This is a genomic window from Lelliottia sp. 7254-16 (assembly GCF_002922995.1).
In the GTDB taxonomy this organism is placed as follows: Bacteria; Pseudomonadota; Gammaproteobacteria; order Enterobacterales; family Enterobacteriaceae; genus Enterobacter; species Enterobacter jeotgali.
In genome coordinates this window covers 43,692-56,145 of the sequence record NZ_PQVS01000014.1, presented here as the reverse complement: position 1 = coordinate 56,145, position 12,454 = coordinate 43,692, and the positions used below count along the sequence as shown (strand labels likewise).

The window sequence follows — 12,454 nt, the reverse complement described above, 5'->3', positions numbered from 1 at the left end:
ATAGTATGTCACACACATGTGAAAAAAAAGTCAGGACATCATCAGTGGGCGTCTTTCATCAGCAGCGCCGTTGTGGCCGAAATCAGACAGCCCGCGAGCAGGTAAATCGCCACGCTTTGCCAGTTGCCGCCGGAGAAGGTGACTAAGGCCGCGGCGATAAACGGCGTAAATCCGCCGCCGACCACGCTTGCCACCTGATAGCCCACGCCTGCGCCGCTGTAGCGGTAGCTCGCGCCAAACATTTCGGTGAACATCGGCTGCTGCACGCACACCACCATGTCGTGGGCGATGTTAGCCAGCATGATGGCGAAGAACACTATCCAGAACAGCGATTGCGCTTCCAGCGCCATAAAGAACGGCCAGGCGCTGAGGCTGCCGATCAGCGCCCCGGTGATGTAAACGCGTCGACGGCCAAACCTGTCTGCAAGCCAGGCGAAGCAGGGGATGGTCAGGCAGCTAATCCCGCCGACCAACAGGCCAATATTCAGAAAAAGCTCACGTGGCAGGCCGAGGTTTTGCGTTGAATAGTTCAGGGAAAAGGCGGTAACGATATACATCGTCAGCAGCTCACACAGGCGCAGGGCGATAATTTTCAGGAATGCACCTGGATGCTGCATCAGTGCTTCCATCACCGGCAGGCGTTTTTTCGCAACCGGTGGCTCACTTTGCTGCTGTTCAAATTCTGCTGACTCTTCCATGCCGTTGCGGATCCACAGCGCCGCCAGCACCAGCACAATGCTGAACAGGAACGGAATGCGCCAGCCCCAGCTCAGGAACTGCTCGTCAGTGGTCAACTGGCTGATAAGTGAAACCAGCCCGGTTGAGAGCAGCAGGCCCACGCCGTAACCCACCTGCACGCCGCTGCTGTAGAAGGCTTTTTTATTTTTAGGGGCGCTTTCGACAGACAACAGCGCCGCACCGCCCCATTCGCCGCCCACGGCAAAACCTTGAATCGCACGCAGCGTCACCAGCAGGACCGGAGCCCACCAGCCAATCATGTCGAATGACGGCAAAATGCCAATCAGCGCCGTGGCGATCCCCATCATCCAGACGGTGAGCATCAGCATCCGCTTACGGCCCAGTTTGTCACCGAAATGGCCGAAAATCACCCCACCCAAAGGGCGGAATAAAAACCCGACGCCGAAGGTGGCAAACGCGGCGAGCGTACCCATCGCGGGGCTGACCTGCGGGAAAAATTCGCGGTTAAATACCAGTGCGGCGGTGATGCCATAGAGCAGAAAGTCATACCAGTCGACGACGGCACCGGCAAAGCTGCCGAGTGCGGCGCGCCGTGCGCGATTGAGCGAGGGTGTCTCCGTATTAGGGCGTTCGGAGATGAGGGTGGAGTCCATGTTTTGTCCTGTCTGTACCAAATTTTTCATTATTAGTATGGGAAAAGGTTACTCACATCGTGCCCGCTCATTGAGCGGAATCAATGAGACTACCCCGACAGGCGGCAGCTGAAAACGATTTTATCCGTCGCGTGCATTAAAATTTCCAAAACGCGGCGAAGGAGTTTCCAGAAAGGGATTACAGTATTAGGTATCGCAGAACGATTTTGCAGAGGATTTGACTATGCAACGGATTCGAATGGTTTTGATTATCGTCATGGTCTTGCTGGCACTTCCCGCGTATGCGGAGCCTGGCGTTTACGGGGAACAGCGCATTACCGGCTGGTGGAATAATTTCACCAGCGATGTGTCTCAGACGTGGAATGAGCCGCAAAATTACGATCTCTATCTGCCTTTTCTGAGCTGGCATGCGCGCTTCATGTATGACAAAGAAAAAACCGATAACTACAACGAAATGCCGTGGGGTGGCGGTTTTGGGGTATCTCGTTACAACGAACAGGGGAACTGGAGTTCCCTCTACGCCATGATGTTTAAAGACTCTCATAACGAATGGCAGCCGATTGTTGGCTACGGCTGGGAGAAGGGCTGGTATCTGGATAATGCGCAGGATTTCCGTTTAGGACTGGGTGTAACGGCCGGGATCACGGCGCGGAAGGATTTTGCTAACTATGTTCCGCTGCCGATTATTTTGCCGCTGTTCTCCGCCGGTTATAAGCGCCTGAATGTGCAATTTACCTATATTCCCGGCACCTATAACAACGGCAACGTGCTGTTTGCGTGGTTGAGGTATGGGTTTTAGATTCGGAGACTGAAGCCGGGTGGCGGCTGCGAGGTAAATGCAAAACGGCAACATCGTTGCCGTTTTTAATGTTTTCTCCCTCTCCCTGTGGGAGAGGGCCGGGGTGAGGGCACCAGACCGCACGGTCTTAAAGGGTGATGATCTTCTTAACCGTCGCATTCGACAGCGCCAGCATTGAAATCAGCACCGACGCCACAAACGTCAGGGCGATCAGCAGCAGTTTTGTGGTTAGCGATGTCACCGGAATCAGCGACGTCAGCAGATGGAACACGGAATAATGCAGAATATACACCCCGGTCATGGTTTTGCTGACGGCGGCTAAAATGGCCTCTTTGAATTCGATATTCTTACGAAAACGCACGCCGTTGGCGGCAATGACCAGCGCCACAATCAGGAAGTAAATTTGCGAGCCGGTGAGAATGAACGCATTTCTGTCCGCCTTGAAAACGGCGAAGAAGAAATGGCGCTCATAAAACCAGGTGAACAGATAAATCACAGGGATGGCCGCCACCGCCGTTTTCACCACCTTGTCTTTACTTATCCACGCGGATATAACCGGGTCGAAGAATATCTGGCCGGTCAGATAAAACAACAGCCAGGTCCAGAGCCGATATTGCGGGGCCAGCGAGAGTAAATGTTTGTCGGGATAAAGCGCCGACAGCAAATCGTAACCGTAAGAAAACAGCAGCAAAGTGCAGGTTACGCCTATCAGCGTTTTTCGCCGCTGGCTTAACCATTCGATGAGCGGGTGGAAGGTATAAATCACGATAAAGGTAAAAACAAACCACGGCTGGATTAAATAGCCGCGCTGATACGGCTCCCACAGATAATAAACCGTCATCCAGAACAGAAACACTATCACCACGGCTTTGATCTTCGATAGCTGCCAGCGCTGGTCATGCCTTGACTGGGCATCCAGATAACCGGCGACAACAAAAAACAGTGGCGTGGCGACGGTCGAAATAAAAGTCAGAAAACCGAGCACCCAGTGGTAATCGTAATCGTAATTATCTCGGGTGTGATAAAGCGTGAAAAATGTTACCGCCGTCATGCATCCCAGCGTTTTAATAATATTTAGCCCGGTTGGGTTCATTGTGGGGCAGCCCTCTCCGTAGGGTGGAAACAGGCATAAATAACCGGAAGTACCAGCAGGGTCAAGACAGTGGCAAAGCCTAGCCCGAACATAATCACTACCGCCATGCTCTGGAAGAACACGTCGCGCAACAGCGGAGCGAGCCCCAGCACCGTAGTAAACGCGGTTAGCAGAATAGGCCGTAGGCGCGACGTTGCGGCATCAACAATCGCCTCGTGCTGCGCTTTATGCTCTTTCTGCTGCTCGATTTCCTCGACCAGCACGATGCCGTTGCGGATCAACATCCCGCTCAGACTCAGCAGACCAATCAGCGCCATAAAACCAAACGGAATACCGGTGAGTAAAAAGCCTGGCGTCACGCCAATCAGTGCCAGCGGCACCGTCAGCCAGATGGCAACCGCATTTTTCACCGAGCTAAACATCAGGATGGTGATAATAAACATCACCAGGAAGCCAATTGGGAGCGTAGTGAAAAGACCTTGCTGCGCCTCGCTGGAGTTTTCCGCGTCGCCGCCCCATTCGATGCTGTAACCGTGCGGCAGGGAAAGGGCATCAATCTGCGGTTTTACCCGCACCAGTATATCGCCGGATGTTTCGTTACTGAGCGGGTCGGGATCGGTCTGCACCGTCAGCACCCGGCTGCGGTCCCGGCGCAGGATCAGCGGATCTTCCCACTCCAGCGCAAAGCCGCTCACCACGTTGCTCAGCGGAATATATTGCTGACGATTTTGGCTCCACACCAGCACGTTATTGAGATGGTTCGCGTCCTGACGCTCGCTTTCTGGCGGGCGCACGATAACGGGCAGCAGGTCCGAGCCTTCACGGTATAAGCCGATACGGCTGCCGGAGAAATTCATCTCCAGCGCGCTGTCGATATCCTGTTTATCCACGCCCAGTTCGCGCCCGGAGGCGGCGACGTACTGTGGGCGAATCACTTTGCTGCGATTTTGCCAGTCATTGCGCACGCTGTCGGTGGCCGGATCGCGCGCCAGAATATCATCCACCTGGCTTGCAATCTGCCGCAACCTGTCAGGGTCCGGCCCTTTGATCCGCACTTCGATGGCGCTATCGCCGGACGGACCAAACATCACCCGTTTGGTGCTGGCGTTAATCTCCGGATAGTGGCGGGCGATGTCCTCGTCAACGTGGCGTGTCAGCGCGGCGATATTGCGTTGGTCGTCCATCCGCACCATGATTTGCGCGTAATTGCTGTACTGCCGCTGGCCGCTGTAGGTCAGAATAAAACGCATACTCCCCTGGCCGATGGTCGAGACGGTGGTGACCACGCCAGGCTGGCCGTTGATCGATTTTTCAATGTCGCTGGTGATTTTCTCGGTCTGAGCAATGTCGGTGCCGTAGGGCAACCACAGATCGACAAAGAAAATCGGCGTGTTTGACGACGGGAAGAAGTTTTGTCGCACCGCGCCGAATCCCCATACTGCGCCTGCAAGCAGGATAACCATCAGCGTCAAAGTGATCGTTTTGCGCACCATCAGCGCGTTCAGTATCTGCTGATACAACCGGTAGAACCGTTGGTTATACGGGTCGACATCCGCAGGCGTATCGGCCACTTTCTGGCCTTTAAACAACCACCATTTGATCATCACCGGCGTGAGGGTGAGCGCGGAAAACCAGCTTAACAGCAGGGAAATCAGCAGCACCTGGAACAGGGATTTACAATATTCCCCTGTCGAATCCTGCGAGAGTCCAATGGGAGCAAAGGCTAAAATGGCGATAACCGTAGCGCCCAGCAGAGGCAGCGCCGAGCGGCGGATCACGTACTGAATGGCGGTCATCAGCGTCGAGCCACGCTGTCTGGCAATCAATACTCCTTCGACGATCACGATTGCATTATCGACCAGCATGCTCAGAGCGATAATTAAAGCGCCCAGAGAAATACGCTGTAACTCAATCCCCCACAAATACATGATAAGCAAGGTGCCCAGAACGTTGAGCGCCAGCGACAGGGCGATAATAATACCGCTGCGTAAGCCCATAAAAATCAACAGCACGCCGATGACAATCGCCAGCGCCATCAGGAAGTTAATAATAAAGCCGTTCACCGAATGGCTCACTTCTGCGGCCTGGTCGTAAAACAGATCGATGTTAATCCCTGCCGGTTTTTCCGCCGACATGTGCTTCAATTTTGCTTCAAGGGCGCGCCCCACGTCGGGAACGTTCACGCCCGGAATAAAGGAGACGCCCATAGTCACCGCCTGGCGGCCATTCGCGTGATAAATACTCGACGGTGAAACGCTCAGCCCGCGTGAAACCGTGGCGATATCGCGCAAGCGGGTTGCCGCCCCGACGCCTGGCGGGGTAATCATCATATCGCCAAGTTCATCGATATTCTGAAACTCGCCCGTCGGATGCAGGCGAATAGATTCGCTGCCTGAGACGATTTCACCGGCACTGGAGACGCTATTCACACGGCCCAACAGCGTGGAGATCTGCCCAAGCGTTATTCCGCGGGCGGCCATTTTGGCAAGATTGATATCGACATTAATCTGCTGTGGGACCGCGCCGCCAATTGCCACTTTTCCCACGCCGGGGATCAGCACCAGCTCGCGCCTGAGCTGCTCGGCGTACTGCGCCAGTTCGGGATTCGTAAAGCTGTCGCCAGAGATGGCAAAGAAAAAGCCAAATACATCGCCAAAATCATCATTCACAAAGGGTGTGACCACCCCCGGAGGAAACTGACGCGATGCATCGCCCACGCGACGACGCAGCTCATCCCAGATTTGCGGCAGTTCGTTTGAGTGATAGCGCGAGGCGATATTAACGGTTATTTGCGATAGCCCGTTCGAGGAGATTGAACTGACGTTATCGAGATACGGTAGTTGCTGCAGCGCGTTTTCCAGCGGCAGCGTGACCTCTTCTTCCACCTGTTGGGCAGACGCGCCGGGGTAGTGGGTGATGACCACGGCAGTTTTGATGGTAAACGCCGGATCTTCCAGCCGACCAATATTAAGCAGGGCAAAAATACCGCCGACGCCCAGCAGCAGAACGGTCAGCCAGACGCGGATCGGGTTGTCGATAAACTGGCGCGAGATATCCATTACAAACCTCGCTCACGCGTCCAGATGCGCACCTGCTGCCCCGCATGTAATTCGCCGACACCCGCCGCGACCACGCGTTCACCGGGGTTCAGCCCTTCGGTGATAATCACCCCCTGCGCGGTCACTTGCCCGACCGCCACTTTGCGATCCTCAAGCTGTAAATTGTCGCCATCGCCTTTCACTACCCAGACATGGGGTTCGTTGCGCGCGCTGCTATTCGGGTTGAAAACCGCTTCCACCGGAACGGCCAGAGCATGACGTCCTACGCTTGCCGGAAGGTTCGCCAGATTGACCGTCACGGTGCCGCTCACGCCGCCCACTGCCGGGAAATCGTCGGGCCGCGGCATGGTTAAAATCACCTGCCACGTCAGGGTATTGCTGTCGCTGCTGCCCGTATGTTCTTTGTAAACCGCGCTAAATTCGCGATCCGGTAGAGAATTAATTTTCACCACCGGGCGATAGTCAGCGTTACGGATATCCAGGGTTTTAAACAGATTTTCAGGAATGCTAAACACCACGTCCAGCAAGTCGGTTCGGGTCAACGTGACGATGGGTTGACCGGCGGAAACGACCTGATGATTGCGTACCTGAACGGTGGCGGCCGTGCCCGCAAAGGGGGCTGTAAGCGTCATCTGGCTCAGCTCTTCCTGGGCAATTTTGAGTGCGGCATTGGCAGAATCACGGGTAGCGCGTTGCACGTCCATCTCGGCTTTTGAAATGGCCTGACGGCCAGCCAGCGTCTGAAAACGGTCGAACTGGCGCTGCGCCAGCGTGGCGGAGGTCTGTCTGTCTCGAACTCGCTGTTGCGCTTCACGCGCATTAAGGCTGGCCAACTGCTGCCCTTGTTTTACGCTTGTCCCCTGGCGGATATCGAGCGTTTCAATCTGGCCGCCGCGTTTAAACGACAGGTCGGTGGCGTCGCCGGATTCTATTCTGGCAGGAAACACGCGCTGTTGTGCCTGGCCCGCATCCATCACCACGGCGACCTTAACCATTCTCGGCTGAGGTGGAGCTTCTGCCGGTTTTTGATCGCAGGCGGTAACGAGAAGAATAATTATCGGTATAAGAGAAATGTAACGATTCACGCTATTCCCCTGATAAATAAAAAATCTATTTATTACCCACACTTACTTTATTCGGCAAAGGATGACACCACCAGATAAGTAAATAGCCCTACGGCTGCACTGGACATAATGGCCAGCACAATAAACAACGCGAGGCGAATCAGGCTATATCCAAACATCTTTCCTCCCTTAGCGTTAATCGCAAGCCCGGAATGTCTGTTTATGAGCATAGTCTGTGAAAAAGGAAAAGGTTATAGAGCGCCTAAAATTGGCAGGCTGGCGAAATTCACACCTTTGAATGAGGTATGCGAATGACCTTAACGCTTAAATCATTATTATTCAGAGAATTAATTCGCGGCCAAAAAATAGCGAGTGTCCTGTGCTACGTTTAATAACATCTCTTTCCAGTTGGCCATAAAAGGATGCTCACTATGTACAGAAATATTCTGGTCCCGGTCGATGTCTTTGAAATGGGGCTGGCCGATAAGGCCCTTGCTCATGCGCAGTTCCTCGCGCAGGCGGCCTCAGCCGATATCCATTTACTTCATGTGATTCCAAAATTTTCGCCGGAGCTGACCCGAGGGTTTATTTCCGATGCGCGTAAAATGGATGACTATATGATTAATAACGCAAAAGAAAAACTCTCGGCACTGGCACAAAAAACGACGTTTCCTCAGGATCGCATTCACCTTCATGTCCGTAGCGGCAATGTGCGCGATGAAGTCACTCTCCTGGGGGACGAACTTAATGCGGAAGTGATCATTATCGGATCGCGCAATCCCAATATTCAGACCCATTTACTCGGCTCGGATGCGGCCAATATTGTTCGCTATGCGCACGTTCCGGTATTTGTCGTGCGTTAAAGGCGAAAGGGACAGCGGGCGATTTTCGTTGCAGGAATTGAGGACGGATTGATGAATACAGATAAACCGGGCCAACCTTTTTACCGGCTCTCCGTAGAAGAAACCCTGGCACAAACCAACAGCTCAGCAGACGGAATTACCGGCGCGGACGCGGCGGCGCGCCTGACACAGTACGGTGAAAATGCCTTACCGCAAAAACCGGGAAAGCCCGCGTGGCTGCGTTTTTTAGCCCATTTCAACGATGTACTGATTTATGTCCTGCTGGCGGCGGCAGTGCTGACCGCCGTCATGGGCCATTGGGTCGATACACTGGTGATTTTGGGCGTGGCGGTCATCAATGCGCTGATCGGCCATATTCAGGAAAGTAATGCAGAAAAATCCCTTCAGAGCATCCGCAATATGCTCTCCAGCGAGGCCGTTGTGGTTCGTCAGGGGAATCATGAAACAATTCCTACCACCGCGTTGGTACCGGGCGATATCGTGGTCATTCGCGCAGGCGATCGCATTCCCGCCGACCTGAGAGTCATTGAAGCGCACAACCTGCGGGTGGAAGAGGCCATTCTGACGGGTGAATCCACGGTGGTGGAAAAAGGCACCGACAGGCTGGAAGGGGAATTACCGCTGGGGGATCGCACCAATCTACTGTTCTCTGGCACTACCGTCAGTTCCGGCGGTGGTAAAGGGATTGTGGTCGCAACGGGAGGCGAGACGGAGCTGGGCCACATCAATCAGATGATGGCGGATATTGAAAAACACCGCACGCCGCTGCTGGTGCAGATGGATAAACTCGGCAAAGCCATTTTCATTATTATCCTGGTGATGATGGCGGCCCTGTTTGTCTTCAGCCTGCTGTTCCGCGATATGCCGGTTTCCGAACTGATGTTGTCCCTGATTAGCCTTGCGGTAGCCTCAGTCCCGGAAGGTCTGCCTGCGATTATCTCGATTATCCTGTCGCTCGGCGTGCAGACGATGGCGAAGCAGAAAGCGATTATCCGCAAACTGCCGACGGTCGAAACCCTGGGTGCGATGACGGTGATTTGCTCCGATAAAACCGGCACCCTGACCATGAACGAGATGACCGTCAAGGCGGTGATCACGGCGGATAAAATTTATCGCGTCGAAGGCGACAGCTATGAGCCGGTGGGAAATATTCATCCGATTGACGATCCGACGCCGGTGACGGTGGCTCACGGTTCACTACTGGAACGTTATTTGCGCACCGTTGATCTGTGTAACGACAGCCAGTTGATGAAAGACGAGCAGGGGCTGTGGAAAATCACCGGCGGGCCGACCGAAGGGGCGTTGAAGGTGCTGGCTGCTAAAGTCCCGCTTCCGCCTGTGCAGACGGAGCTGCGCAGCAAAATCCCGTTTGATTCCCTGTACAAATACATGTCGACGCTACACCGCATCGGTGATGAAGAGATGATTCTCATCACCGGTGCACCGGACGTGCTGTTCCGACTTTGCCAGCATCAGCAGACGGAATCCGGGCTTGAGCCGCTCAATCAGCCCTACTGGGAAGCGCAGATCGAGGAGTATGCCCGCGAAGGTTTACGCATGGTGGCGGCGGCCTGGAAACCGGCGGGCTTTGAGCAAACCACCCTTGACCATCCGGATTTGCAGCAGGGCGTTATTCTGCTCGGTATCGCCGGGATGATGGACCCGCCGCGACCGGAGGCCATTACCGCCATCGGCGACTGCTTGCGGGCGGGGATTCGCGTGAAAATGATCACCGGCGACCATCCGCAAACGGCGATGAGCATCGGGCAAATGTTGGGAATCGGCAATGCCGGGAGTGCGATTACCGGGCGTGAACTGGAGGTGATGGACGATCATCAGTTGAGCGAAGCCGCGCAGAAATTTGATATTTTTGCCCGTACCAGCCCGGAGGATAAATTCCGCCTGGTGCAGGCCCTACAAAGTAAGAAAGAAGTGGTCGGGATGACCGGGGATGGCGTCAACGATGCGCCTGCCCTGAAGCAGGCTGATGTCGGTATCGCGATGGGCATCAAAGGCACGGAGGTGACCAAAGAAGCGGCGGATATGGTGCTAACGGACGATAACTTCGCCACCATCGCCAGTGCGGTTCGGGAAGGCCGTCGGGTCTACGATAACCTGAAAAAAACCATTCTGTTTATCATGCCGACCAACCTGGCGCAGGGGCTGCTGATTATTATTGCCTTGCTGGCGGGTAATCTTATTCCGCTGACGCCGGTACTGATCCTGTGGATGAACATGGCGACCTCCGCCACGCTGTCGTTTGGCCTGGCGTTTGAAGCCGGTGAACCGAACATTATGAAACGTCCACCGCGCAATCCGAATCTGCATGTGATGGACGGGTTTGCCATCTGGCGCGTGGTGTTTGTCGGCTCAATGATCGCCGTCAGCGCATTTGTGCTGGAAGCCTGGCTGCAACCGCGCGGTTATTCACCGGAGTTTATCCGCACCGTATTGTTGCAAACGCTGGTGACGGCGCAATGGTTCTACATGCTGAACTGCCGCGTCTCTGACGGATTCTCGTTGAGCAAAGGCCTGCTGGCGAACCGGGGGATCTGGATTGTGAGTGGGGTGCTGCTGGTGTTACAGCTGCTGATTATTTACGCACCGTTTATGCAGATGCTGTTTGGTACAGAATCCCTGCCGTTCCGCTACTGGGTGATCACCTTTATTATCGGGTTCGTGATGTTCTTGATTGTTGAGGTCGAAAAGCCGTTAACGAGGAAATGGCGGGTAGAAGCGAAACGTTAGCGTTTTAGGCCGGGTAAGGCAATTTACCTGGCGCAGAAAAGCAAAAAGCCTGCTTTAAAAGCAGGCTTTTCAAATTTGGCTCCTCTGACTGGACTCGAACCAGTGACATACGGATTAACAGTCCGCCGTTCTACCGACTGAACTACAGAGGAATCGTGTGAACGGGGCGCATATTATCGACCCCGATAACGCTTGTCAAAGGAGAGATCGGCCTCGTGTGATCGTTTGCTGACAATTTCAGCAAAGTGTTCCCTTTCTCAGCAAAAACGCACGATTGTGGTGCAGGCATACCTCTTATGGGGCAGATCCTAAACCGCTGTTTCAGTCATCAAACTGCGTTGAGTGATTAGATTTCCTTATTTTCAGCCGCTTAGCACACTCATCGTTCCTCCTGTAAAAACTGGCACCCATCTTGCAAAAACGCTTAACAACAATGAGCGCCAGTACCGGCACTGTATTTTAACAGGGGGCAAAATGAACTTAAGACGACTGAAATACTTCGTAAAAATCGTCGATATCGGTAGCCTGACTCAGGCCGCAGAAGTGCTGCATATTGCACAGCCTGCACTGAGCCAGCAGGTGGCCACTCTGGAAGGTGAACTGGACCAGCAGCTGTTGATCCGCACCAAGCGTGGCGTTACGCCCACCGAAGCCGGTAAGATCCTCTATACCCATGCGCGCACGATTTTACGTCAGTGCGAGCAAGCGCAGCTGGCCGTCTGCAACGTCGGACACACCCTGAGCGGGCAGGTGTCGATTGGCCTGGCGCCGGGAACGGCCGCCTCATCCATTACCATGCCGCTGCTGCAGGCGGTTCGCGCCGAGCTGCCGGAAGTGCTGGTTTATCTGCATGAAAACAGCGGGTCAGTGCTGAACGATAAGCTGCTGAACGGTCAGCTGGATATGGCGGTACTGTACGATCGCTCGCCGATTGCCGGGATCACCAGCCAGCCGTTGCTGAAAGAAGACCTGTATCTGGTCGGCACGCGGGATTGTCCGGGCCAGAGTATTGATTTAACCGCCGTCGCTGAGATGAATCTGTTCTTACCTCGCGATTACAGCGCCGTGCGTCTGCGCGTCGACGAGGCGTTTTCTCTGCGCCGTCTGACCGCAAAAATCATCGGTGAGATCGACTCCATCTCCACCCTGACCGCCGCCATTGCCAGCGGAATGGGCGTTACTGTTCTGCCGGAATCTGCTGCACGCTCGCTGTGCAGCGCGGCGAACGGTTGGATGGCGCGGATCACCACGCCGTCCATGAGCCTGCCGCTGTCTCTGAATATGTCCGCGCGCGGCTCGCTGTCGCCGCAGGCGCAGGCGGTAAAAGAGATCCTGATGTCGCTGGTCAGCCGTCCTTCGCTGGAGAATCGTGAGCTGCAGCTTGTGAGCTGATATTCCATAAAGGAATAAGATGCTGGTTTTTATTATTTGTTCTCCAGGTCTGCTGACTCTAACAATAGGGTCATGTCAGATGCG

8 protein-coding genes and 1 tRNA gene are annotated in these 12,454 nt (G+C 54.5%); 4 read left to right on the top strand and 5 right to left on the bottom strand.

What is annotated here, in order from left to right; genetic code table 11:
• Positions 1–41 precede the first annotated feature (41 nt).
• Positions 42–1,352: a shikimate transporter gene (gene shiA / locus C3708_RS17445; protein ID WP_103949766.1), complete on the bottom strand. Its 1,311-nt coding sequence runs from the start codon at positions 1,350–1,352 to the stop codon at positions 42–44.
• A 223-nt stretch (positions 1,353–1,575) separates the two neighbouring features.
• On the opposite strand from shiA, the gene pagP reads away from it, so the two are divergent.
• Complete coding sequence (pagP, locus tag C3708_RS17440; RefSeq protein ID WP_103949765.1) at positions 1,576–2,151, top strand: lipid IV(A) palmitoyltransferase PagP; 576 nt, start codon at positions 1,576–1,578, stop codon at positions 2,149–2,151.
• 127 nt (positions 2,152–2,278) lie between these two features.
• Here the strand turns inward: pagP and C3708_RS17435 are convergent, their stop codons facing one another.
• The 3 genes from C3708_RS17435 to C3708_RS17425 are packed head-to-tail and all read right to left on the bottom strand — an operon-like array spanning position 2,279 to position 7,388.
• On the bottom strand, positions 2,279–3,244 hold the full coding sequence (locus C3708_RS17435) for an acyltransferase (RefSeq protein ID WP_103946148.1): 966 nt from the start codon (positions 3,242–3,244) through the stop codon (positions 2,279–2,281).
• On the bottom strand, positions 3,241–6,303 hold the full coding sequence (locus tag C3708_RS17430; RefSeq protein WP_103949764.1) for an efflux RND transporter permease subunit: 3,063 nt from the start codon (positions 6,301–6,303) through the stop codon (positions 3,241–3,243). The genes C3708_RS17435 and C3708_RS17430 overlap by 4 nt, the downstream gene beginning before the upstream one ends.
• Positions 6,303–7,388 (bottom strand): efflux RND transporter periplasmic adaptor subunit, encoded by a 1,086-nt coding sequence (locus C3708_RS17425; protein WP_165790682.1) that lies wholly within the window; start codon positions 7,386–7,388, stop codon positions 6,303–6,305. Before C3708_RS17425 ends, C3708_RS17430 begins: the two co-directional genes overlap by 1 nt.
• Positions 7,389–7,798: 410 nt before the next feature.
• Between C3708_RS17425 and C3708_RS17420 the strand changes: the two genes are divergently transcribed.
• Entirely contained in the window at positions 7,799–8,230 is a 432-nt protein-coding gene (locus tag C3708_RS17420) for a universal stress protein (RefSeq protein WP_095282539.1), read from the top strand.
• A 51-nt stretch (positions 8,231–8,281) separates the two neighbouring features.
• Positions 8,282–10,978, top strand: coding sequence for a cation-transporting P-type ATPase (locus tag C3708_RS17415; RefSeq protein ID WP_095282538.1), 2,697 nt, complete (start codon positions 8,282–8,284; stop codon positions 10,976–10,978).
• Positions 10,979–11,054: 76 nt separating this feature from the next.
• Here the strand turns inward: C3708_RS17415 and C3708_RS17410 are convergent.
• Positions 11,055–11,130: transfer RNA gene (locus C3708_RS17410), tRNA-Asn, on the bottom strand.
• Between the two features lie 322 nt (positions 11,131–11,452).
• Here C3708_RS17410 and nac point away from each other — a divergent pair.
• Positions 11,453–12,370, top strand: a complete 918-nt coding sequence (gene nac / locus C3708_RS17405) for a nitrogen assimilation transcriptional regulator NAC (RefSeq protein WP_095282537.1) — start codon at positions 11,453–11,455, stop codon at positions 12,368–12,370.
• Positions 12,371–12,454: the final 84 nt, after the last annotated feature.

Excerpts from the sequence above, each read along its gene's own strand:
- shiA (WP_103949766.1), bottom strand. The coding sequence starts at position 1,352 with ATGGACTCCACCCTCATCTCCGAACGCCCTAATACGGAGACACCCTCG.
- pagP (WP_103949765.1), top strand. The coding sequence starts at position 1,576 with ATGCAACGGATTCGAATGGTTTTGATTATCGTCATGGTCTTGCTGGCA.
- C3708_RS17435 (WP_103946148.1), bottom strand. The coding sequence starts at position 3,244 with ATGAACCCAACCGGGCTAAATATTATTAAAACGCTGGGATGCATGACG.
- C3708_RS17430 (WP_103949764.1), bottom strand. The coding sequence starts at position 6,303 with ATGGATATCTCGCGCCAGTTTATCGACAACCCGATCCGCGTCTGGCTG.
- C3708_RS17420 (WP_095282539.1), top strand. The coding sequence starts at position 7,799 with ATGTACAGAAATATTCTGGTCCCGGTCGATGTCTTTGAAATGGGGCTG.
- C3708_RS17415 (WP_095282538.1), top strand. The coding sequence starts at position 8,282 with ATGAATACAGATAAACCGGGCCAACCTTTTTACCGGCTCTCCGTAGAA.
- nac (WP_095282537.1), top strand. The coding sequence starts at position 11,453 with ATGAACTTAAGACGACTGAAATACTTCGTAAAAATCGTCGATATCGGT.